The following is a 21,095-nucleotide window of genomic DNA, read 5'->3' as shown; positions in this document are numbered from 1 at the left end:
TAAAGACGAGGGTGCCTAGTGCGCCGAATAAGGACTAACCATGGCCGGCCATAGTAAATTCAAGAACATCATGCACAAGAAGGGACGCGCCGACGCCGTGCGTTCCAAGCTGTTTTCCAAGCTGTCGCGCGACATCACGGTTGCCGCAAAGTCGGGCATGCCCGACCCGGCGATGAACCCGCGCCTGCGTCTGGCGGTCAACAACGCCAAGGCCGAGTCCATGCCCAAGGACAATATCGACCGCGCCATCAAGAAGGGCGTCGCCGGCGATGCCGACACCCTCGAAGACATCCGCTACGAAGGCTTCGGTCCGCAAGGCATTGGCATCATCGTCGAGGCCCTGACCGATAACCGCAATCGCACGGGCGGCAATGTGCGTTCGTATTTCTCGAAGCACGGTGGCAACCTCGGCGAAAGCAATTCGGTCAGCTTCATGTGGGACCGTTTGGGCCAGATCGAGTACCCGCTGAAGGCCGGTTCGGCCGACGCTATCATGGACGCCGCCATCGAAGCCGGTGCCGCCGACGTCGAAACCGACGAGGACCCGGAAGAGGGCGGTCACCTGATCTTCACCGCCTATGAGGATCTCAATGCCGTAACCGAAGCGATCTCGAAGGTGCTGGGCGATCCGAAGTCGACCAAGTTCATCTGGAAGCCGCAGACCCTGTCGCCGATCACCGGTGATCCGGCCAAGACCCTGATGAAGCTGCTCGATGCGCTCAACGATGATGACGATGTGCAGGCGGTCTACGCTAATTTCGACATCTCGGACGAAGAGCTGGAAGCGCTGGGGGCGTAAGGTCTCCGCATTCGTAATTAGGGAGGCGGGATCGTTCGACGGTCCCGCCTTTTTCGTTTCGTGGCCCGGAAGCGACAGGCGAGGTTTACTGGCAGCAAAGGCTTGTAACGGCGGCAATCTGTGTCACTATGCGCCGTTAACCATTTTCGAGGGATTGGTATGAAACGCGTTGCCGTAATCTTGGGGGGAGCCGGGCTTCTGTGTGGAGGCCTGTCGGCGTGCAGCGATCCCAACTATGCCTATGTGCCGGTTGATAACCGCACTCAGGCGCAAAAGGCTGAGGCCTGCGTTCAGCAGTTCGAGCCGACCGGTCAGGCCCCGCAGGTCATGACCTATGATTCGCAGAGCAAGACCGAGGTCCACCTCAATCAGGAGGGCAAGGTCGTCACCGTCACCGCTCAGAACAAGCCCGATGCCACCGCGCTCGGCATGGAAGGCAAGGTCGGCGGCTCGCGTCCGACCACCTGCACCGACGCGACCGTGGCGCGCGGCGGCCCGGCGCCGAAGGAAACCAAGAGCAGCTGGTGGTGGAAGAAGTAGGCTCCCTTATCGATACGTAAAAAACCCCGCCTCAGTGAGGCGGGGTTTTTTATGGGCTGTTGTGAGCGACTTATTTCGAGGCGACCAGCAAGCGCGGCCAGTATTCGCTGAACATATATTGCTTGGTGGCGTCGGACGGGATGTCGAACTCCGAGCCCTTGTACCACGGCGTGCAGGTGCGCTGGGCCGGGTCGAGATTACCCCATTTCAGGTTAGGGCAGGCGTCGGGCGAGGCGTCGATCTGATTATCGACGGCACGGATTTCCCCACGCGACGAGGCCAGGATACCGGCGGTGTGAACGCGGGCGATCTGGTTGGTGCCGATGAAGCCCGTGCCGCTGTCGATATTGATGGCGATCTCCTCCGACAGGATCTTGTTGTCGATGATGCGCACGCGGTTGAGCGCCGAAGTGATGCCGTGCGTCGAATAGTCGATCAGCGAGCGCGACAGCAGGGCCTCACCCGCGCCGGAAAGCTGAACGGCTTCGGCAAAGAATTCGACGCGCATATCATCCATATTGAGGATCGAGTCGCCGGAGTCGAGCTTGATCTCGATGCCGACCGCGCCTTCACCGCGTTCGAACCCGCGCCAGTCGGCCAGTTGCTGCACCGTGACGCCCTGCATCTGCGAGTCGCCGTTGAGCACCGCATAGAGCCCGCCAGAGGTCGAGGTGATGCCGGTCTGCTCGGCGAACAGTTGCGCCGAATTGACCGCGACCGCGACCGTGCGCGTCTTGGCGACGACAAACGACGAGATGAGGTTCAGCCGTCCGCCCGCAATGTGCAGGGCGGCTGAGTCGCCTTCATAGCGGACGGTGGTATTCTGCAGCGTCACTTCGGCGTTCGAGGCGTAGATGCAGGCCGATTGCCCCCCGCGGCGCGACTCGATCATCATGTTTTTCAGCACGACGCGATCGGCGGCTGGATTGATACGCAGGCAGGATTCGCCATCCGGCGCGACCAGTACCGGCAGGCGCGGGTCTGAGCTCTCGCCGATGATGGTGATGCGGTTGTTGATCAGCAGGCTGGCGACGCACGAACGGTTGCGCGCGATCAGCTTGACGACGCCGCCCGGACGCAGGCGACGCACGGTCTCTTCGACATAGGCCTGACGCGCGGTATCGCAATTGATCGTCGCATTCCAGGTCGAGCCGTAATAGCCGTAGCGCGGCTTGGGCTTGTACACCTTGCCGTGGCAGGTCTTGAGCTGATAGTCGAGCAACACGCCGAAGCACGGACGGGTCAGGCCTTCGGTGCGCGCGGCATTATAGCCCGTATAGGCCGATTGCGCGACGGCGGGGGCAGTGGCAAAACCGGCGGCGGCCAATGCGAACGCGGCGGCGATAACGGTGACGAGGCGGGTAATGGCGGTTGTCATGGTCATGTCCCTCATCGTCCCGGATTGGCCGACACCTGCGCCAGAACGGCTTGCAGGCGCGACGCCGACGGCTTGTACCCGGCCAGCGCCGAATCAAGGCGCAGCACGACGGCAGACGCCTTGTCCTGATCGGCGACACCGCTTAAGCCCAGCGCGAAATAGGTCGACATGGCGAAGCGCGCCTCGGCCGAGCCCTGCTTTTCGGCCTCCTGATACCAGTAATAGGCGCGGGCATAGTCGGCGGGAACGCCGACGCCTTCGGAATACATGACCGCCAGCACCAGTTGCGCGTCCTTCGAGCCGTTGGTCGCGGCCAGCTGAATGGCGCGCACCTTGTCGAGATTGGTCAGGCGCGCTCCGTCGGGACGGCCCAGAATCCCGCGCAGGGCCGCCAGGGTTTGCGGCGACACGCGACCGGGGCCGCTGCTGACCGGGGCTTCGGGGCGTTGAACCGGCTGAAGATCGCCGTCGTTCGGCCCCAACGGTCCCTGATCGTGATATTGATCGTTAACACGGTTATAGGCACCGCCCGGCGGCGGGCCGGGTTGCGCCAGATCGAGATAGACCAGCGCGCGCCAGACGTGGATGAACGGCAGTTCGTCCATGCGCGACAGGGCGTATTCGTAGGCGTCGTTGCGCGGGCGGCTCTCGTCCGAATGCGGCACGCCGCCGGTGGGTGCCGTCGGCGGATAGAACTCGTACGGCGCGACCCAGCGCTTGGCCTTGGCCTCGACGAAGGCGCCATAGCGGTTGCGGTCGGGCGACGAGCGCTCGAAATCCTTGAGCATCACGTAGGAACCGACATCGCCGGTTTCGGACGCCTTGTAGTTATAAAGATAGGCATCGACGTCATTGCGCTGGAACAGCGAGATGACGTTCGGACGGCCATCGACCGGATTGCGCATCATGGCGCGTACGGCTTCGCGGTTGTCGGCGGGCTCGCCCATCGGACCGTATTGCGCGTCGTACAGACGGCCCAGCGTCCGGAAACCGTCGGCCCCCAGTTGCGCCTGTATATAGATGACGCGGTCGCGGACCTTGTCGCGCTCAGAATTGTCCATGCGCTCAAGGTTGCGCTCAAGCTGACGATAGGCGTTGGCGCGTTCGACCGCCCGGCACTTGTCGAAGCGCGAGGCCATTTGCCCGTTCTTGAGCGTACGGTTGATCGGCGCGAAGCCTTCGGGATTGGTCAGGGCCATGACCAGCCACACCGAAGCCTCGATCGGGTCTTCGAGGTTCTTGTCCGTCGCGCGCACCGCCATATAGCGGTTGGCCAGCTCAAGCTGCGAGAAGAAGTCGTTGGCGAAGGCGTGCTTGCGGAAGTAGCGGATCGCCCGTTCCTGATCGTTGAACCCACCGGCATCGGCCATCGGCGGCCGCGGGCAACCGGTCATGCCGCGCGAGGCATCGGCTCCACCGCCGCCGGGCCAGTCGACGAAGACATCACAACCCGCCAGCGGGAAGGTGAGGGCGGTCAACAGCAACAGGGACGCGGCCCGAAGCGGCGCGCGGTTCGCTGTCGTCCGTTCGGCACGGCGGCTGGTCTTTCGACCGGTATCGCCGGACCTCATGTCCCTGCTCATTGACATCACGCATCGCCCCGACATGCGTCGGCAAAATATGGTTAACAAAATCTTTTCTGAGGGATTGCGTGGACTGTCAAGCACCGTACCGGCAGGCCGCCGATATAGCGGTCAAGCGTTGCCAGATTGTCGCGAAAACGTCCTTGCCCCGAACTGTCGTTCAACCCCTCGAATAACGGGGGTAACATGCGTTAAATCGCAGGCCTTGGCTAGAAAAAAGTGTTAATGAAACGGCGATTAGTGCCCGATTTCGTGTCAAAGCTGACAAATATGTATCGGGCCTTTACAATTTCCCCGTATGCGCGAAAAACGCGCGTCAACTCCATCTAAAACAGGTTGTCCATGCTTACCGCGTCTCAGAAAACAGAAATCTATCAGTCCCTTAAAAAGGAAATTCTGTCGGTTCTGGACAATGAACCCGACCGGGTAGCGCAGATGGCCTCGATCGCCTGTCTGGCCTCGCAGGCCTTCGAAGCATGGTTCTGGACCGGGTTCTACGTCGTCGATCAGACAAAGAAGGCGCAGGGCATCGATGAACTCGTCGTCGGGCCTTATCAGGGGACGCTGGGCTGCCTGAGAATCGACTTCAAACGTGGCGTCTGCGGGGCGGCGGCGCGCGAACGGACCACGCAAATCGTACCGGACGTCCACGCCTTTCCGGGGCATATCGCCTGTGATTCCCGCACCAATTCCGAGATCGTCGTGCCGGTCTTTGGTAAGGCCGGTGAACTGATCGCGGTGTTCGACGTCGATTCGGAATCGTACGCGACCTTCGACGAGACCGACCGCGACCATCTGGAAGACATTCTGGCCGCCGTCTTCGCCACTTGATCGTCATTAATACCTTGAGATTTTGCCTTGGGGCGGCTACACCGCGCACAACTCATCCCACACGCATATTCAAAGGGTGCCGCACGCATGGCGCAGCAATATATTTTCCAGATGCAGGGCCTGACCAAGCATTACCCCGGCGGTAAGAAGGTCTTTGAAAACATCTGGCTCTCCTTCTATTCCGACGCCAAGATCGGCGTCGTCGGGGTCAACGGTTCGGGTAAGTCGACCCTGCTCAAGATCATGGCCGGTCTCGACAAGGAGTTCTCGGGCGAGGCGCGCGCCGCCGATGGCACCAAGATGGGCTACCTGCAGCAGGAACCGCATCTGGACGATTCCAAGACCGTCTGGGAAAACGTCATCGACTGGTGCGAGGAAAAGAAGATCTTCGACCGCTTCAACGAAGTCGCCACCCTTATGGGCGAGGAGTATTCCGACGAACTGATGGAGGAGATGAACGCCCTTCAGGAAAAGATCGACGCCGGTGACCTGTGGGACATCGACTCGCGCATCGAAATGGCCATGGACGCCCTGCGCTGCCCGCCGAACGATAGCGCCGTCACCAAGCTGTCGGGCGGTGAAAAGCGCCGCGTGGCGCTCGCTCGACTGCTGCTGTCGAAGCCCGACATGCTGCTGCTGGATGAGCCGACTAACCACCTCGATGCCGAGTCGGTGGCCTGGCTTCAGCACCACCTCGAAAACTTCCCCGGCTGCGTCATCCTCGTCACCCACGACCGTTACTTCCTCGATCAGGTGACCAAGTGGACGCTGGAACTCGACCGCGGCAAGGGCGTGCCCTATGAAGGCAACTATTCCGGCTGGCTGGAGCAGAAGCAGAAGCGCGTCGTGCAGGAGCAATCCGAATCCGAGGCTCGTCAGCGCGCCCTGACCAAGGAGCTGGAGTGGGTGCGTTCGGGTGCCAAGGCCCGTCAGTCGAAGTCGAAAGCCCGTCTGGCGGCCTATGACGACATGGTGCGCGAACAGGAAAACGCCCGCGCGGCGCAAACCTACGCCACCATCACCATCCCGCCCGGGCCGCGCCTCGGCAATGTGGTGCTGGAAGTCACCGACCTCGAAAAGGAATTCGGCGAAAAGCTGCTGTTCAAGGACCTGACCTTCCGTCTGCCGCCCAACGGCATCGTCGGTGTCATCGGCCCGAACGGCGCCGGTAAGTCGACCCTGTTCAAGCTGATCACTGGTCAGGAAACGCCTGACAAGGGCACGATCAAGCTCGGCGAAACGGTCAAGCTCGCCTATGTCGATCAGTCGCGCGACGATCTGAACCCCGACCACAATGTCTGGCAGGCCATTTCCGGCGGCACCGACATCATGGTCGTCGGCAAGCGCGAAATCAATTCGCGCGCCTATGTCGGCGGCTTCAACTTCAAGGGTGGCGATCAGCAGAAAAAGGTCGGTCTCCTGTCCGGCGGTGAGCGCAACCGCGTCCACCTCGCCAAGACCCTGGCCGCAGGCGGCAATGTCATCCTGCTCGACGAACCGACCAACGACCTCGATATCGAAACGCTTCAGGCCCTCGAAGAGGCGCTGGAAGAATTCGCGGGCTGCGCCGTGGTCATCTCGCACGATCGCTGGTTCCTCGATCGTCTGGCGACGCACATTCTGGCGTTCGAAGGCGACAGCCACGTCGAATGGTTCGAAGGCAACTTCGAAATGTACGAAGAGGACAAGAAGCGCCGTCTGGGCACCGACAGCCTGATCCCCAAGCGCATCAAGTTCCAGAAGTTCGCCAGATAAGAGGGGAAGATGCAGGGGCGCGGACCCTGCACCCCTAACTTGGAGCGGATTGATCCGTAAACGTATAAAGCGTCAGCCTTCGGGCTGGCGCTTTTATGTATGAATTGCGATGATGCGCCATGAGCGTTGCCTTTACCAAAGACGAAGACCACGAAGCGGCCGCCGCCAATCTGCCGGATCGACCCATATCCCCGCATCCCAATCTGGTGACGCCCGAAGGTCTGGCGCAGCTTGAGGCCGCCTTTGCCGCCGCGCGGCTGGCCTATACCACCGCGCAAGGGGCCTCCGACATCAGCGATGACCGCACCGCCATGGCGCGGGCGACGCGCGACCTGCGTTACTATACCGCGCGGCTGGGGTCGGCCCAGCGCATTGAACCGGTCGCGGCACCGGATAAGGTGGTGTTCGGCTGCACGGTCGATATCCTGCGCGAAGATGGCCGCGAACAGACCTATCGCATCGTCGGCGAAGACGAGGCCGATCCGGCGCAGGGCCTGATCTCCTATGTTTCGCCCATGGCTCGCGCCCTGATGGGACGTGAAATTGGTGACGAAGGGCAGGTCTCCGGCGCGACGGTCGAAATTACCGCTATTCGCTGATGAATATGGTCGCGACCATGCTGACCCGGTATTCAAAGCCAAGCCCCTTATAAAGCGTAATGGCCGCATCGTTGTCCGGATAGGTGTGGAGGAACGGGACGTCCCCGCGTGCGGCGATGCGCTGCATGACCCGTCGCATCAGCCCTGCCGCATAGCCGCGTCCGCGAAAATCGGGATGGGTGCACACGGCGCTGATCTCGGCAAAGCCGGGGACACGCATCCGTTCGCCCGCCATCGCCGCCAGTCGCCCGTCCTGCCTGACACCGATAAAGGCGCTCAGTTCGTGGGTGCGTTCGGCGAAAGGTCCGGGTTTGGTCAACTGCGCCAGAGCCAGCATCTCAGGGCCATCGGTCGCTTCAAGCGGTACGACGTCAAAATCAGGCGGTGGAAAATCCGGCACCGCAGGCGCGATCATCTGATGCAGGGGGGCGGTGCGGGCGACGGTCAGTCCGCCTCGGGGTTTCATGGCGTCTCGCTCCACGATCCACAGGCCGTCCGGTCCGGGTGAAAGGTCACTCAGGGCCTCCGGCGTCCCGTCCGCCGTCGCCGCAAACGGCCCGAACGCGGGGTCGAGTTGCCGGACGCGATCCGAACCAAGCGCTAAATGCGCCCAGCCGGTATTGAGCGCGTTCCATACCGGGCGGTCGAGGATATGCACGTGCCTCAGCCCTTATAGAAGATGAACCCGGCCCCCGCCGCGATCAGCACAAAACCGACCACATGCGTCCAGCGGATCGCTTCACCGAGGTAAAAGACGGAAAAAACGACGAAGACGCTTAAGGTAATGACCTCCTGAATCGTCTTCAATTGCGCGGCGTTGAACGTGCCGTAGCCGATGCGATTGGCCGGCACCATCAGGCAATATTCGAAGAAGGCGATGCCCCAGCTTACCGCGATGGCGACCCACAGTTTTTGCGACTTGTCCTTGAGGTGCCCGTACCAGGCAAACGTCATGAAGACGTTCGAGCAGATCAGCAGCAGAACGGTCGCAAGCGCGGGGTGGAGACTCGAAAAGAAAGGCATGGACGACTCAGGCGATGAACGCGGTCATCCTATCGATTATGATGTTGACCGCAATCAAGCTCTCAGGGCTTAGGCTCTCAGGTCTTAAGCTCGGGGCGGCTGGTAGCCGGAATCCTGCACGCAGCGTTTGATCAGTTTGTCGCGCTTTTTGGGGTCCATGTCGATCACGGTGACGGCCGAATCTTCGGACTGCACCTCGATCGGGGTGCTGGTGCTGAGCGAGGGGTGGACGCTCCAGTGATTGCGCGCCTTCATATAGTCCTGAGGCGAGAGCTTCGTGCCGGCCCCTGGGTGCTTCATGGCGTAGGTCAGAGCACCGAGGCAGGTATAGGCCTGCGGACTGGGGTTATAGGTATCGGCCTTACCGTCGAACGGATTGATTGCCGCCGATGCTGACGACGTGACTAGAGACAAGGTCAGAATAGCCAAGGAAAGTCGCATGGAGGATAGCCCCTGAAAACGCTAAACTTATAACGCTGTCACGAAGGTAATCATTGTTGTGAAAAAGCCGCAAGTAAAAAATTAATCAGAATTAATGTGACGATAATGACACATTTAATAAACGCTTATGCCGTAAGGCGTTCAGCATCTTTCCGGGCGTTTTCGGCCATGGCCTTAAGGCCCGCATGATCCGGCACCCGCGCCGACAATTCGGCAAAAACGCGGTGAGCATGCTGATACAGCGGTGCGGCCTTGGTGCGTTCGCCCTGCATTTCACGCACCTGCGCCAGCTTGGCCAGAGAGATGGCGTGGGCCGAGCGCAGTTGCAGATTGTCCGGCGTCTCCGCCGATTGCAGACCCTTGATCTGGCTCAGTTCCTCCAGCGCCTGCGCCGTATGGCCGAGGTGACCGGCCTTTTGCGTCAGGTCGGCATATTGCGTCAGCAGGTCCAGCCGCTGATCGCGGTCGGTGACGACGCCCAGCGCCCGGCCGATCACCGGCAGCAGTTTCGCGGTGTCTTCGGACATGCGGTAGCGGTGGACGAGGTACATATGGATATTGCCGTCAGCGGGGTCGAGCGCCGACACCTGCTCGTAGGCGGTCATGGCGTGGGCGTCGTCGCGGCCCATATGCAGCGCCCCGAATATGCGCCACATATCCGCCGCCTTGCCGGGCAGTCCGGCGGCGGCCCATTCGCTGGCCTGATCTTTTATAATGCCTGCCGCGCCGTCGAGGTCGCCGCTTTTCAGACGTGCAAAGGCGTCGCGGCTGGTCACGGCATTGTCGTAATAGAGCTGCCCGATGCGCACACTCAGCTCGGCCTCGGCGATAGGGCGGGTGCTGTCCGGCCAGGCGGCCAGAGCGGCCTGCACGGCGGCGGCGATGTCGCTTTGCGGATCGCTTTCGGTGACGGGCGCGCTTACGGGCGCTTTCGGTTCGAGCACGACGGAATCGAGCAGGGCTTCGCGGCCATCGAGGTCGAGCGCCTCGGACAGGGCCTTGTATTCGGCGGTCGATTTCACCGGCTCTTCCGCCTCGACGCGGGCGGCGTGGACGTCGGCGACGCTGGTCACCACGGTGGGGGCCGGGGATTCCATAAAGCGCATGGCCGAATTGATCACGGCATTGATATCGGCGGGCGGCGAAGCGGGGTGCGCCTTGTCCGGTGCCTCGGCCAGAAGCGCGGCGGCGATGGGGTCGGCGGCTTCGGCCTCGGTAACCTCGACGACGGCTTCGGTCGCTACCTCTTCCACGACAGGTTCCGGCGCGGGCTCGGTGACGGGGTCAGTGACGGGTTCTGGGCGGAAAGGGATGATTTCGGCGCTGACGGCCTCATTCGGTTCGACGACCGGAGTCGGGACCGGCGGCACATAGGAGGCGGGGGCGGGGGCCTCGAACCGCAGCGAGGCCTTGCGCGTATTGTCGGCGACCAGTTGCGGCACGGGCGGGGCGACGGGCTCGGCCATCGGTTCCGGCGCGCTATAAGTGACCGGCGCAGGGGTTTCGGCGGGGGCCGGGCGGTCGACGCGCGCACGCGGCTTGCGTGTTGGCTTCATCGACTTCGGCGTCATCAGGCTGACCAGTGTGCCGACCACCCCGACGAGAAACAGCAAAGCCCCCAGCACCAGCAGACCCGACATGGTCGGTGCGATGCGCGCCCAGTCGATCCAGTCGCCGAGGAACAGACCGGCACTCAGCGGTGCGCCGCCCTTGATCAGGGCCAACGCCACCAGACCGGCGGCGATCACGCTCAAACCTATGAACAATCCCGCATTGGCGCGGCTGTGACCCGTGGTCTCCGGCATGCCCATAAACCCCCAAACTCAGTAATAAACGAAACCTTAACCCCAAGGACGGGCTGTTGACAATTGCTTCTTGTGCCAAAGGGGCGCGCGACGCCCGATTTCGGCCTTATTTGGGTTGGGTGTTGCAGGTTTGGGGCCAAGTCCTTAGAGTGCCAATCAGGGGGAATGCAATGGCAGATTCAAATCTGACAGGTGTGTGGGCGGGACGTTATACCTATCCCTATGGCTGGGGCGACGAGCATTTTACGGCGGTGCTTATGGATATCGCGGGTGGGATCAGTGGCACTATTCATGAAACCGTCCTGCAATTCGTCGCTCAGGCGACTGACGTCAATGCGTTTGTCGATGGTTCCCGCGAGGGATCGTTGGTGACGTTCAGCAAGACTTACGACGGCTCGGCTGGGTGGAGTCATACGGTCAGCTATAGAGGGATGATTAAAGATGAGGGATACGAGATTTCCGGCATCTGGACCGTGGATGATATGACCGGGACGTTTCTTATGGTCCGCCGAAAACGCCCTGATGTCGCTGAAACTATTCAGACGGGTATTTTGCAAGATGCTTAGCGGCAAGAATTGCCGATTGCGCGCGGGATCGGCCTCGGCTAGTCTGAACGAATGGAGAACAACGGGATTCGGATTATAGGGCTCGACCCCGGCCTGAGGCGGCTGGGCTGGGGCATTATCGACATGCACGGGGCGCGGCTCAACTGGGTCGCGCATGGCGTTATCCTGCCCGACGACAAGGCCGATCTGTCGGTGCGACTGCTCTATCTGTTCGAGGAACTGGAAAAGGTTATTGTCGAACATCGCCCGCACGAGGCAGCGATCGAGGAGACCTTCGTCAATATGAACCCGTCCTCGACGCTGAAACTGGGTCATGCGCGGGCCGCCGCCATGCTGGCCCCGGCGCGCGCAGGCCTGAGCGTGGCCGAGTATGCGGCGCTCGATATCAAGAAGTCGGTGGTGGGGGCCGGGCGCGCCGACAAGGATCAGATCCTCTTCATGGTCAAGCGCCTGCTGCCGCGAGCGGCGACGGCGGAAAACGGTCTCACGGCGGACATGGCCGATGCGCTGGCCTGCGCGATCACCCATGCGCACAAGCGGAAAATGAAGGCTTTAGCTAAAAGGACGGCGGCATGATCGGACGGTTGCGCGGCATATTGCTGGAAATCGAGGACGACGAGGCGCTGGTCGAGGTGCGCGGCGTCGGCTACATCGTCAAATGCGGTGTGCGCAGTCTGGCCAATATGGCGAATGGCGCCGAGGTGATCCTGCATATCGAGAGCCAGACGCGCGAAGACGGCACGCGGCTCTACGGCTTTCTGTCGAAAGACGAGCGCAAGACGTTTCAGCAACTGCTTGGCGTGCAGGGCGTCGGCCCCAAGGCCGCGCTGTCGGTGCTCGATGTCCTGACGCCGCAGGATCTGGCTCAGGCCGTGGCGACCGAGGACAAGAGCCGCGTCGGCAAGGCCAATGGGGTGGGGCCGAAGCTGGCGCAACGCATCGTCATCGAACTGAAAGGCAAGTCGCTCAGCGTGACCGAGGGCTTTGTACCGGTGATCGGTCATAGCGCGCCCGCCGCTGCCGCACCGGTCAGCGTCAATGGCGAGAGCGTTGCCGCCCTGATGGGGCTGGGCATTTCCGAGGCGCAGTCGCGTCAGGCGGTCGAGGCCGCCGTGCGCGAACTGGGCCCCGAGGCGGAACTGGCGGCCGTGATCCGCGCCTCATTGAAGGCGATCGGTAGATAATGGCCAGAATAATCTCAGGCGAGCCGACCGACGACGAGGTCGAGCGTTTCGCGCAGGATCGCGCCTTGCGGCCGCAGACCTTCGACGACTTTGTGGGGCAGGGGCCGCTCAAGGCCAATCTCAAGGTCTTCGTGCAGGCAGCCGGCGCGCGCAAGGAAGCGCTGGACCACGTCCTTTTCTACGGCCCGCCGGGTCTCGGTAAAACCACGCTGGCGCAGATCGTGGCCAAGGAACTGAAGGTCGGGTTTCGCGCCACGTCGGGGCCCATGCTCGCCAAGGCGGGCGATCTGGCGGCGATCCTGTCGAACCTTGAGCCGAACGACGTCCTGTTCATCGATGAAATCCACCGCCTGAGCCCGCAGGTCGAGGAAATCCTCTACCCGGCGATGGAAGACTATGTGCTCGACCTGATCATCGGCGAAGGCCCGGCGGCGCGCACGGTGCGCATCGATCTGGTGCCGTTCACGCTGGTGGGGGCGACGACGCGGGCCGGGCTTTTGTCTCAGCCCCTGCGCGACCGTTTCGGTATCCCGCTGCGGCTGGAGTTTTACACGCCCGAAGAACTGATCCGCGTGGTCATGGGCACGGGGCGCAAGATGGGCGCGACCTTGAGCGAAGACGGGGCGCTGGAAATCGCCACGCGGTCGCGGGGGACGCCGCGCGTGGCGGGTCGGTTGCTGCGCCGGGTGCGCGACTTCGCCACCGCCGAAGGGGCGGGGATTATCGATAAGAAGGTCGCTGCGCGCGCCCTGGCGCGGCTGGAGGTCGATCCATCGGGACTGGATCAGCTCGACCGGCGCTATCTTATCGCCATGATCGAAAACTATAATGGCGGGCCGGTGGGGCTTGAGACCATCGCCGCAGCGATCGCCGAAGCGCGCGACGCCGTCGAGGACATGATCGAGCCGTACCTGATGCAGCAGGGCTTTATCCAGCGCACGCAACGGGGCCGCATGGCCTGTGCCCGGGCCTATACGCATCTGGGCCTGACGCCGCCGCCGAACGGTTCCATTGCCCCCTCGACCGGTGATCTGTTCGAGAACTGATCCATAACGATACAGCCTGTGGCTTTTGCCGCACGGTTTGATTTGCGGTGCAAAAAGAGATGGCCGAATCCTCTGCGCCGCGTTAGGATTCCCCTAACTGTATTTTTGTGTTTGCAGGCGGGGCGACGGATGAAGGATATCGATTATCTGGTCGAAGGCGCGCTGTCGGGGTTTATCGACGGACGCACCCATTCCCTGCCGATCAGGGTCTATTACGAAGACACCGACTTTTCCGGCGTCGTCTATTACGCCAACTACCTCAAATATTTCGAGCGCGGCCGCTCCGACTTCATGCGCTGCCTCGACATCCATCACTCCGAACTGGCCAAGGGCGAAGACCCGCTGGCCTTCGCGGTGGCCGAAGTCACCGTGCAGTACAAGGCCCCGGCGCGCATCGACGACGTCCTGTGGGTCCGTTCCGAAATCGATTACGGGCAGGGCGCGCGCTTCTATCTGACGCAGCGTATCGAGTGCAAGGGCAAGCTTCTGTGCGCCGGAAAACTGCAACTGGTCTGTATCGACATGGCGTCGCGTCCGCGCCGTCTGCCGAAAAGCCTGCTCGATATCGTGCGGACGAAATTCCTGCCCGAGTACCGTCGCGGTGATGTCACAGCTGCCAGTTAATTGGCCGGGTAAACCCTTACAATCTCCGTTATCCGGAAATTTGCACCGCTTTCGCCATATTAATGTCGCCATATTTGGGGCATGGTGAATCCATAAGGGTTTGCGCCGCCCGCACGGTCGTAAACCCGTTTCATTTGTCTATTTTGCGCCTTTAAAATTTTTTGAGCATGGTTAAGGTATCGCCTTCGTTCGAGGGCGTGTCGTGCATTATCCGTCGCGTCGTACCTTATGCCAATTCAGGGCTCACCAGACCGTTCGAGGAGTCGTCCATGGAAACCGCCCCCGTCGCTGAATCGCTCAGCTTTATCGATCTGTTCGTGCACGCCGACTGGGTGGTCAAGAGCGTCATGATCCTGCTGGCGCTGGGCTCGCTGTGGTCGTGGGCGATCATCATCGACAAATCCCTGAAACTGAGCAAGCTCAACAAGGAAGCCGCCGGGTTCGAGGCCGAACTGTCGTCGGGTCGGGCGCTGGAAGATATCGCCGCCAAGCATGGCACCCAGCCTTCGGCCCCGTTCCCGAAGCTGCTGGTGGCGGTCACCTCGGCCTGGAGCGACTATAAGGGCAAGACGATTTCGGCCACTCAGGGCGATCTTCTGGTAGCGCAGATCGACCGTGAACTGAACCACGTCATCGCCACCGAAGCCGATGCCATGGAAGACGGGCTGAGCCTGCTGGCCGTCGTCGCCACGGCCTCGCCCTTCGTCGGCCTGTTCGGCACGGTGTGGGGTATCATGAACGCCTTCTCGGCCATTGCGTCTCAGGGCGACACCAATCTGGCCACCGTCGCCCCGGCAATTTCCGAAGCCCTGTTCGCCACCGCCATCGGTCTGGGCGCGGCCATTCCGGCTTATATCGCTTACAACCTGTTCAACGCCAAGGTGGCGCGCTTCTCCGGCCGTCTCGAAGGCTTTGCCGACGAACTGATGGTGTCGGTCACCCGCCGTCTGGGCGACAAGCTCGGCGGCGCACGGTAAGGGGAGGGTACGGCCATGGCCATGGGTTCAGCCGGAGGCGCCGGACGCACACGGCGCGGCAGACGCCGGGGACGGCGCGGGGCGCTGTCGGAAATCAACGTCACCCCGATGGTCGATGTCATGCTGGTGCTGCTGATCATCTTCATGATCTCGGCCCCGCTTTTGACCTCGGGCATCAAGATTCAGCTGCCGAAGACCGAAGCGGCCGCCCTCAAGGACGAGGGCGATCCGATCACCGTCTCGATCCAGAAGGACGGCTCGCTCTATGTCGGCGACGACGCCGCCACCTTCGAGCAGTTGTCGCCGCGTCTGCTGGCCATCACCGATAACGATACGTCGAAGCCGATCTATGTCCGCGCCGAAGGGGCCGCCCCCTATGAGGTGGTGGCCAAGGTCATGGCGCGCCTGTCGACCTCGGGCTTCGTCAAGATCAACCTGCTGACCGAGAATGTGGGTAAGGCGGACTCTAAATCCGAGGTGGCGCCCTAACCATGAAGATGGGACGCGCCCTTGTCGGATCGATCCTCCTGCACGCGGGACTGCTGGCGCTTGCCTTCCTGAACTGGCAGAGCCTGCCTGACGCCGTGCCCGTATCGTCGGTGCCGGTCGAGCTGGTCACGGAAATTCCGGCACAGGCCATGGCGGCTGCCCCGAAGGATGAACAGGCCGTGCTGGAACCGGTGCCGGAACCGGCGCCGCCCGAGCCTGTGCCTGAGCCGGAACCCGATCCGCTACCGACTCCACCCGCGCCGAAACAGCCGGTCCAGGAGGTCAAGAAGGACACCAAAAAGCCGGAACCGAAAAAGGTCGAACCGGTCAAGCCAACGCCGAAGAAGCCTGACCCCAAGGGGGTGCAGAAGCCGAAGCCTGAAACGCTCGACCTCGACGCCCTGAGCCAGACCAAGTCGTCGCCGCCGAAGTCGAACACCAAGGCCCCGGCGCGTCCGTCGCCGAAGCCGACCGACGGATCGTCGCAGCGTGGCACGGCGCAGGTCGATGCTGGCGTGGCGCTCAATCAGGTGGTGGCCAAGCTGCAACGCCTGTGGTCGCCCAACTGCGACGTGCCGGGGGCGGACAAGGTCAATCCGGAAATCACCTTCACCATCTCGCCCAATGGCCGCGTCGTTCGCGGTCCGGACTGGAGCAACCGCCGCAGTGATCCCCTGTGGGAAGCCGCCGCCGTGCGGGCGCAGGCCGCGGTGAAAAAGGGCGAACTGTTTACGGGCCTGCCCGACGAACTCTATAACCGACCGCTGGAAATTACCTTCCGTGGCGACCTGGCCTGTAAGGGCCGCTAATCTGGATGCGCTCTAAGGGAGACGTCATGAAACCGTTTATGAAACGTCTGAATATCTGGCTTGCCGCCGCCGTGGTGGTGTTCGTACCGCTGGTCGGAACCGTCGCGGTGGCCCAGACGCCGCTGAAGGGCGAAGTGACCGAAGGCGTCATCGAGCCCATGCCGATCGCCATCGACATCAACGCCTCGGGCAGCGATCTCGGCGACAAGATTTCGCGCGTCGTCATGGCCGATCTGGAGCGTTCGGGCTTCTTCAAGCCGATCGATCCGAACGCCTTCATCGAGCAGAACCTCGACGTCAATGCGACGCCGACCTATGCCAGCTGGAAGACGATCAATGCTCAGGCCCTGGCCAACGGTCTGGCCACCGTCGACGCCAGCGGGCGTTTGCAGGTCGATTTCCGCCTGTGGGACATCTTCTCCGAAAAGCAGTTGCTGGGCATGTCGCTGACGGCGACGCCGGAAAACTGGCGCCGCATCGCGCACAAGATCGCCGACGCCATCTATGAGAAACTGACCGGCGAAGAGGGCTATTTCGACACGCGCATCGTCTTCGTTGCCGAAAGCGGCGCCCGTGGCAAGCGCGTCAAGCGTCTGGCCATCATGGATCAGGATGGGGCCAATCCGTCCTACCTGACCGATGGCTCGTACAAGGTGATGACGCCGCGCTTCTCCGCCGACTCGCAGGAAGTGGCCTATATGGCGCTGCGCGACGACAGCGCCCGCATCTACATCTTCAACATCGAAACCGGCCGTCAGGAATCGGTGGGCCAGATTCAGGGCATGGTCTTCGCACCGCGCTTCTCGCCCGACGGCACCAAGCTGGCCTTCTCGGTGGCGCAGGGCGGCAATACGGACATCTATCTGATGGACCTGCGCTCGCGCTCGACCAAGCGCCTGACACGCGAACCGGCCATTGACACCTCGCCGTCCTTCTCGGCGGACGGTTCGACCATCGTGTTCAACTCCGACCGGGGTGGTTCGCCGCAGATCTACGCCATGAACCTCGACGGGTCGGGCGTGCGCCGTATCTCTTTCGGCGGCGGCATCTATTCGACGCCCGTGTTCAGCCCAAAGGGCGATCTGATCGCCTTTACCAAGCAGGCCGGCGGCCGCTTCTCGATCGGCGTGATGAATCCGGACGGTTCGGGCGAAAAGCTGCTGACCTCGTCCTTCCTCGAAGAGGGCCCGACCTGGGCGCCTAACGGACGCTACATCATGTTCTTCCGTGAGCCGCCGGGGGCGATGCCGTCGCTGTGGACCGTCGAGGTGACGGGCCGCATCGAGCGGGCGGTTCCTTATCCTGGTGGTGCGTCCGATCCGGCGTGGTCGCCTAGGCTCAAGTAGGGGCCAATAAGGCGTCCTAAAAGCCGCACCCCGTAAAAAAGGGATGCGGAAAATAACAGAATAACACCTTTGTTATTGGCTTTTGAGCGTAACGATGGTCTCAATAGAATCTAGTGTGCGCCGCAATATGGCCGTAATGTGCGTGTTACAAATTGTAACTATAGGTGTGGAGGGGGCTCAGTCCCGCCACGGCATTTGTAGAGTTTGAACCTTCGGTGACCGTATTTTTCGGTGATCGGACCAAATTTAATATAGTGATGAAGGGATTTCTTATGTCCATCTCCGCGAAGACGATTACGAAACTCATGCTGGTGACCTTTGTCACCGCGTCGGTGGCCGCCTGTACCACCAAGAAAAAGGAAGAGGTCGTCACCCCGACCAAGCCGGTCGAAAAGGAAGAGGTCGCGCCCTACGTGCCGCCGAAGGCCGATCCGATCGAAAAGCCCATCGCCCCGGTCGGCGTGGTGCCGGGCTCGCAGCAGGACTTCGTCGTCAATGTCGGCGACCGCGTCTTCTTCGATCTGGACTCGTCGTCGATCCGCGCCGACGCTCAGGAAATCCTCGACAAGCAGGCCGCCTGGCTGGTCCGTTATCCGGCCGTCAAGATCCGCATCGAAGGCAATGCCGACGAACGCGGCACGCGCGAATACAACTTCGCTCTGGGTGCTCGCCGCGCCGAGGCCGTGTCGCAGTACCTGACCTCCAAGGGCGTGGTCCCGGCACGTATCGCCACCATTTCCTACGGCAAGGAAAACCCGATCAATACGGCGGCCAACGAAGAAGGCTGGGCGCAAAACCGTAACGGTCACACGACCCTGACCGAAGGCGCCAAGTAAGCTTTCCGGCAGCGACAGACAGGAAGGGCCGGTGCGAACCGGCCCTTTTTTAATGGACTCATCAGTCTTAATTTCGCCGGGTTGGACAACTAGGCTCGACAATATAAAATCCCGCCGTTACACATTTTCAGGAACCTTTGCCAAAACGGCGTAGCGGGTATGTCGAGGGGACGGCGGTGAGCATGTTTAGGATGACCATGACCAAGTACAAAGCGGCACTGGCCGGACTGGCCCTGAGCTTCGCGGTGACTATGCCCTTGACGGTTGCGGTTCCCGCGCAGGCTCAACTCTTTTCCATAGATCAGGACGAGGCCGACAAGGGGCCGCCGATCGAGTGGGACAAGAAGCGTCTTGAGCGCCTCGACCGCAATGTGCGCAAGCTGGAAAACGCCATCAGCAAGTACGAAGGCCGTAACTCGAAAAACCCGGGCCCGCCGGCCCTGATCGAGCCGGACCCGGAGGTCGTGGCCCTGCAGGCGACCGTGGCCAACCTGTCGCGCAAGGTCGACGATCAGGCGCAGCAGATCACCACCCTGACCGGTCAGCTGGAAGAGGCGCGTTACGCCAATACTCAGCTGGCGCAGAAAAATCAGGCGCTGGAAGCGCGCCTCGATACCCTGACCAAGCGCGTCGATCTGCAGGACGCGCACCTGAAAGACATCGACGCCGCTCTGGCCGGTCCGCCGCCGCCCCCGCCGACCACGGGCACCGCCGAGGGCGACTTCGATCAGGCCTATGCCCTGCTAACCAATGGCAGCATGGAAGACGCCGAGCGCGCCTTCACCGAATTCACCACCAAATGGGCCACTGCGCCTCAGGCCGCCGAAGCCTGGTTCCGTCTGGGTCAGATCCGTTCGACGCGCGGCGACGTGTCGGGCTCGGTCGCGGCCTATGCCACCTCGCTCAAGGGCTGGCCCAAGACAAGCTGGGCCCCGGAAGCCACCGTCAAGCTGGCCGCGGCTCTCGGCAATACCGATGCGCCCAAGGCCTGCGTCGCCCTGACCGAATTCAACAAGCGCTATGCGGCAACGGCGTCGGCGCCGATCAAGTCGCAGGCCAAGGCGCTGGCGACCAAGGGCAAGTGCGCTTAAATCCTGAAGATATGAAGCAAAGGCTGGCCGCGACTCTGGGGGACTTTCCCGATGTTGCCGCCAGCCTTTCTTTGTTTCCGGAATATATGAATGGCGCGCCGGAAACGCCCATTGGGGTGGCGGTGTCCGGCGGCGGAGATTCCGTGGCGCTTCTGATGCTGCTGGCCCTGTGGGGTAAAAGGCCGTTAGAAGTCTTTTGTGTCGATCACGGCCTCAATCCGGCCAGTGCGCACTGGACGCAGGGCGTCGCCGATCTTTGTGCCGATTTGGGCGCCGATTTGGGCCTGTCCTTCACCGCCCTGCACTGGACGGGGGATAAGCCCGCAACCGGTGTGCAGGCGGCGGCGCGACGGGCACGACATCACCTTATTCTGAAAGCCGCCCGCGCCAAGGGGATTAAGGTGCTCTGTCTGGGTCACAATGCCGATGACGGCGCGGAGGCCGAGGCTATGCGCGCCGAAGGCTCGACCGTCGGCACGCCACGCCTGTGGTCTGCGTCGCCGTTCTGGCCCGAAGGGGAGGGGGTGTTCTATTTCCGTCCGCTGATCGGTGTGGCGCGGGCGCGGCTGCGCGCCTGGCTGACGGCGGCTGGCGTGCCCTATATCGACGACCCGGCCAATGATAACCCCGCCTATCTGCGCGCGAAGGTGCGTCAGGTCTTACAAGCGAGTGCCCCCTCCGTCAGCGGCGCTACGCGCGCTGACACCTCCCCCGCTTCGCAGGGGAGGATGATCGCGCATATCTCCTCCCCTGTAGCGCAGCGTACGGGGGAGGTGGCGGGCGAAGTCCCGTCGGAGGGGGCAAATCACCTGATCCACGTAGGCGCGTTTCAACTCAGTGAGGTTCCACCTGCCGACAGGTTGGCGGCCATGATCGTGTGCGCGGGCGGCGGCGAAAAACTGCCGTCGGCGCGTGAGGTTGCGGCGATCCTTGACGGCATCAGCGCCGGACGCACGGTGTTCACCCTGTGCGGGGCGCGGATCGAAGTGACACGCGACGGCGTGCTGATCTGCCGCGAGCCGGGCGACATGACCCGCAATGGCACGGTCCCGGCGGTCGTGGGCGATATCTGGGACGGACGTTTCCGATTGCTATCTTATGCACAAGGGGGCGAAATCAGGCCCTTGCGCGGCCACGCCAAACGTTTGCAGCGCGCCGATCGTGAAAAAATCGCGCATCTGCCGCCGGTGGCACGGGCGTCCCTGCCGATTGTGCTCTCCGGGGATACCCCGAGGCTCATGGCGGCAGGGGATTTGCATTGTCTTGTGTCAGCGCGTCTTAGGGCGGCACTGGGGGCGGCGCTGGGACAGGTTCGGAACGAGATTTCGCTGTCGAACCTGTAGCGCGCCGCTAAAAGCACCCCTATATAGGGA

23 protein-coding genes are annotated in these 21,095 nt (G+C 62.2%); 17 read left to right on the top strand and 6 right to left on the bottom strand.

Annotation, left to right across the window (positions count from 1 at the left end):
* The first annotated feature begins 40 nt into the window (after positions 1–40).
* Both PQU92_RS12470 and PQU92_RS12465 read left to right on the top strand, forming a co-directional pair.
* Complete coding sequence (locus PQU92_RS12470; protein WP_031230109.1) at positions 41–799, top strand: YebC/PmpR family DNA-binding transcriptional regulator; 759 nt, start codon at positions 41–43, stop codon at positions 797–799.
* A gap of 159 nt (positions 800–958) precedes the next feature.
* Entirely contained in the window at positions 959–1,339 is a 381-nt protein-coding gene (locus PQU92_RS12465; protein WP_272748545.1) for a hypothetical protein, read from the top strand.
* Positions 1,340–1,409: 70 nt separating this feature from the next.
* Here the strand turns inward: PQU92_RS12465 and PQU92_RS12460 are convergent, their stop codons facing one another.
* Positions 1,410–2,723 (bottom strand): hypothetical protein, encoded by a 1,314-nt coding sequence (locus PQU92_RS12460; protein ID WP_272748544.1) that lies wholly within the window; start codon positions 2,721–2,723, stop codon positions 1,410–1,412.
* 5 nt (positions 2,724–2,728) lie between these two features.
* Complete coding sequence (locus tag PQU92_RS12455; RefSeq protein ID WP_272748543.1) at positions 2,729–4,288, bottom strand: tetratricopeptide repeat protein; 1,560 nt, start codon at positions 4,286–4,288, stop codon at positions 2,729–2,731.
* A gap of 354 nt (positions 4,289–4,642) precedes the next feature.
* On the opposite strand from PQU92_RS12455, the gene PQU92_RS12450 reads away from it, so the two are divergent.
* The 3 genes from PQU92_RS12450 (at position 4,643) to greA (ending at position 7,485) form a co-directional block, all read left to right on the top strand.
* Positions 4,643–5,131 (top strand): GAF domain-containing protein, encoded by a 489-nt coding sequence (locus tag PQU92_RS12450; protein ID WP_272748542.1) that lies wholly within the window; start codon positions 4,643–4,645, stop codon positions 5,129–5,131.
* A gap of 87 nt (positions 5,132–5,218) precedes the next feature.
* On the top strand, positions 5,219–6,886 hold the full coding sequence (gene ettA / locus PQU92_RS12445) for an energy-dependent translational throttle protein EttA (RefSeq protein ID WP_272748541.1): 1,668 nt from the start codon (positions 5,219–5,221) through the stop codon (positions 6,884–6,886).
* A 119-nt stretch (positions 6,887–7,005) separates the two neighbouring features.
* Positions 7,006–7,485, top strand: coding sequence for a transcription elongation factor GreA (gene greA, locus PQU92_RS12440; protein ID WP_272748540.1), 480 nt, complete (start codon positions 7,006–7,008; stop codon positions 7,483–7,485).
* Here the strand turns inward: greA and PQU92_RS12435 are convergent.
* From PQU92_RS12435 to PQU92_RS12420, 4 genes are all read right to left on the bottom strand, one after another.
* The gene (locus PQU92_RS12435; protein WP_272748539.1) at positions 7,475–8,143 is read right to left on the bottom strand and encodes a GNAT family N-acetyltransferase; all 669 of its coding nucleotides are present in this window, start codon (positions 8,141–8,143) and stop codon (positions 7,475–7,477) included. The two genes, greA and PQU92_RS12435, sit on opposite strands and share 11 nt — an antisense overlap.
* A gap of 5 nt (positions 8,144–8,148) precedes the next feature.
* Positions 8,149–8,508 (bottom strand): DMT family protein, encoded by a 360-nt coding sequence (locus PQU92_RS12430; protein WP_272748538.1) that lies wholly within the window; start codon positions 8,506–8,508, stop codon positions 8,149–8,151.
* A gap of 84 nt (positions 8,509–8,592) precedes the next feature.
* On the bottom strand, positions 8,593–8,949 hold the full coding sequence (locus PQU92_RS12425; protein WP_272748537.1) for a hypothetical protein: 357 nt from the start codon (positions 8,947–8,949) through the stop codon (positions 8,593–8,595).
* A gap of 125 nt (positions 8,950–9,074) precedes the next feature.
* Positions 9,075–10,754 (bottom strand): hypothetical protein, encoded by a 1,680-nt coding sequence (locus tag PQU92_RS12420; protein ID WP_272748536.1) that lies wholly within the window; start codon positions 10,752–10,754, stop codon positions 9,075–9,077.
* A 170-nt stretch (positions 10,755–10,924) separates the two neighbouring features.
* On the opposite strand from PQU92_RS12420, the gene PQU92_RS12415 reads away from it, so the two are divergent.
* The 12 genes from PQU92_RS12415 (at position 10,925) to tilS (ending at position 21,065) form a co-directional block, all read left to right on the top strand.
* Positions 10,925–11,320 carry a hypothetical protein gene (locus PQU92_RS12415; protein WP_272748535.1) on the top strand — a complete coding sequence of 132 codons (396 nt, stop codon included), beginning with the start codon at positions 10,925–10,927 and terminating at the stop codon, positions 11,318–11,320.
* Between the two features lie 51 nt (positions 11,321–11,371).
* On the top strand, positions 11,372–11,896 hold the full coding sequence (ruvC, locus tag PQU92_RS12410; protein ID WP_272748534.1) for a crossover junction endodeoxyribonuclease RuvC: 525 nt from the start codon (positions 11,372–11,374) through the stop codon (positions 11,894–11,896).
* Positions 11,893–12,504, top strand: coding sequence for a Holliday junction branch migration protein RuvA (gene ruvA, locus PQU92_RS12405; RefSeq protein ID WP_272748533.1), 612 nt, complete (start codon positions 11,893–11,895; stop codon positions 12,502–12,504). Before ruvC ends, ruvA begins: the two co-directional genes overlap by 4 nt.
* Complete coding sequence (gene ruvB, locus PQU92_RS12400; RefSeq protein ID WP_272748532.1) at positions 12,504–13,550, top strand: Holliday junction branch migration DNA helicase RuvB; 1,047 nt, start codon at positions 12,504–12,506, stop codon at positions 13,548–13,550. The genes ruvA and ruvB overlap by 1 nt, the downstream gene beginning before the upstream one ends.
* A gap of 129 nt (positions 13,551–13,679) precedes the next feature.
* Positions 13,680–14,174 carry a tol-pal system-associated acyl-CoA thioesterase gene (gene ybgC / locus PQU92_RS12395; protein WP_272748531.1) on the top strand — a complete coding sequence of 165 codons (495 nt, stop codon included), beginning with the start codon at positions 13,680–13,682 and terminating at the stop codon, positions 14,172–14,174.
* Between the two features lie 269 nt (positions 14,175–14,443).
* A complete protein-coding gene (tolQ, locus tag PQU92_RS12390) occupies positions 14,444–15,151 on the top strand; it encodes a protein TolQ (RefSeq protein ID WP_272748530.1) in 708 nt (235 codons plus the stop codon).
* Between the two features lie 15 nt (positions 15,152–15,166).
* Positions 15,167–15,640, top strand: a complete 474-nt coding sequence (locus PQU92_RS12385; protein ID WP_272748529.1) for an ExbD/TolR family protein — start codon at positions 15,167–15,169, stop codon at positions 15,638–15,640.
* Between the two features lie 2 nt (positions 15,641–15,642).
* Entirely contained in the window at positions 15,643–16,449 is an 807-nt protein-coding gene (gene tolA / locus PQU92_RS12380; RefSeq protein WP_272748528.1) for a cell envelope integrity protein TolA, read from the top strand.
* Positions 16,450–16,475: 26 nt separating this feature from the next.
* Positions 16,476–17,795: a Tol-Pal system beta propeller repeat protein TolB gene (gene tolB / locus PQU92_RS12375; protein WP_438263822.1), complete on the top strand. Its 1,320-nt coding sequence runs from the start codon at positions 16,476–16,478 to the stop codon at positions 17,793–17,795.
* Positions 17,796–18,067: 272 nt separating this feature from the next.
* A complete protein-coding gene (gene pal, locus PQU92_RS12370) occupies positions 18,068–18,631 on the top strand; it encodes a peptidoglycan-associated lipoprotein Pal (RefSeq protein WP_272748527.1) in 564 nt (187 codons plus the stop codon).
* A 197-nt stretch (positions 18,632–18,828) separates the two neighbouring features.
* Complete coding sequence (locus tag PQU92_RS12365) at positions 18,829–19,722, top strand: tetratricopeptide repeat protein (protein WP_272748526.1); 894 nt, start codon at positions 18,829–18,831, stop codon at positions 19,720–19,722.
* An 11-nt stretch (positions 19,723–19,733) separates the two neighbouring features.
* Complete coding sequence (tilS, locus tag PQU92_RS12360; protein ID WP_272748525.1) at positions 19,734–21,065, top strand: tRNA lysidine(34) synthetase TilS; 1,332 nt, start codon at positions 19,734–19,736, stop codon at positions 21,063–21,065.
* Positions 21,066–21,095 lie beyond the last annotated feature (30 nt).

The sequence above is a fragment of the Asticcacaulis aquaticus genome, assembly GCF_028550415.1.
GTDB classification, from domain to species: Bacteria; Pseudomonadota; Alphaproteobacteria; order Caulobacterales; family Caulobacteraceae; genus Asticcacaulis; species Asticcacaulis aquaticus.
Note: the sequence above shows the minus strand (reverse complement) of the source record. Positions and strands in the feature narration are given on the sequence as shown.

Bases quoted from the DNA above. Each gene is read 5' to 3' on its own strand.
- PQU92_RS12470 (WP_031230109.1), top strand. From the start codon at position 41: ATGGCCGGCCATAGTAAATTCAAGAACATCATGCACAAGAAGGGACGC.
- PQU92_RS12465 (WP_272748545.1), top strand. From the start codon at position 959: ATGAAACGCGTTGCCGTAATCTTGGGGGGAGCCGGGCTTCTGTGTGGA.
- PQU92_RS12460 (WP_272748544.1), bottom strand. From the start codon at position 2,723: ATGACCATGACAACCGCCATTACCCGCCTCGTCACCGTTATCGCCGCC.
- PQU92_RS12455 (WP_272748543.1), bottom strand. From the start codon at position 4,288: ATGAGGTCCGGCGATACCGGTCGAAAGACCAGCCGCCGTGCCGAACGG.
- PQU92_RS12450 (WP_272748542.1), top strand. From the start codon at position 4,643: ATGCTTACCGCGTCTCAGAAAACAGAAATCTATCAGTCCCTTAAAAAG.
- ettA (WP_272748541.1), top strand. From the start codon at position 5,219: ATGGCGCAGCAATATATTTTCCAGATGCAGGGCCTGACCAAGCATTAC.
- greA (WP_272748540.1), top strand. From the start codon at position 7,006: ATGAGCGTTGCCTTTACCAAAGACGAAGACCACGAAGCGGCCGCCGCC.
- PQU92_RS12430 (WP_272748538.1), bottom strand. From the start codon at position 8,508: ATGCCTTTCTTTTCGAGTCTCCACCCCGCGCTTGCGACCGTTCTGCTG.
- PQU92_RS12425 (WP_272748537.1), bottom strand. From the start codon at position 8,949: ATGCGACTTTCCTTGGCTATTCTGACCTTGTCTCTAGTCACGTCGTCA.
- PQU92_RS12420 (WP_272748536.1), bottom strand. From the start codon at position 10,754: ATGCCGGAGACCACGGGTCACAGCCGCGCCAATGCGGGATTGTTCATA.
- PQU92_RS12415 (WP_272748535.1), top strand. From the start codon at position 10,925: ATGGCAGATTCAAATCTGACAGGTGTGTGGGCGGGACGTTATACCTAT.
- ruvC (WP_272748534.1), top strand. From the start codon at position 11,372: ATGGAGAACAACGGGATTCGGATTATAGGGCTCGACCCCGGCCTGAGG.
- ruvA (WP_272748533.1), top strand. From the start codon at position 11,893: ATGATCGGACGGTTGCGCGGCATATTGCTGGAAATCGAGGACGACGAG.
- ruvB (WP_272748532.1), top strand. From the start codon at position 12,504: ATGGCCAGAATAATCTCAGGCGAGCCGACCGACGACGAGGTCGAGCGT.
- ybgC (WP_272748531.1), top strand. From the start codon at position 13,680: ATGAAGGATATCGATTATCTGGTCGAAGGCGCGCTGTCGGGGTTTATC.
- tolQ (WP_272748530.1), top strand. From the start codon at position 14,444: ATGGAAACCGCCCCCGTCGCTGAATCGCTCAGCTTTATCGATCTGTTC.
- PQU92_RS12385 (WP_272748529.1), top strand. From the start codon at position 15,167: ATGGCCATGGGTTCAGCCGGAGGCGCCGGACGCACACGGCGCGGCAGA.
- tolA (WP_272748528.1), top strand. From the start codon at position 15,643: ATGAAGATGGGACGCGCCCTTGTCGGATCGATCCTCCTGCACGCGGGA.
- tolB (WP_438263822.1), top strand. From the start codon at position 16,476: ATGAAACCGTTTATGAAACGTCTGAATATCTGGCTTGCCGCCGCCGTG.
- pal (WP_272748527.1), top strand. From the start codon at position 18,068: ATGTCCATCTCCGCGAAGACGATTACGAAACTCATGCTGGTGACCTTT.
- PQU92_RS12365 (WP_272748526.1), top strand. From the start codon at position 18,829: ATGACCAAGTACAAAGCGGCACTGGCCGGACTGGCCCTGAGCTTCGCG.
- tilS (WP_272748525.1), top strand. From the start codon at position 19,734: ATGAAGCAAAGGCTGGCCGCGACTCTGGGGGACTTTCCCGATGTTGCC.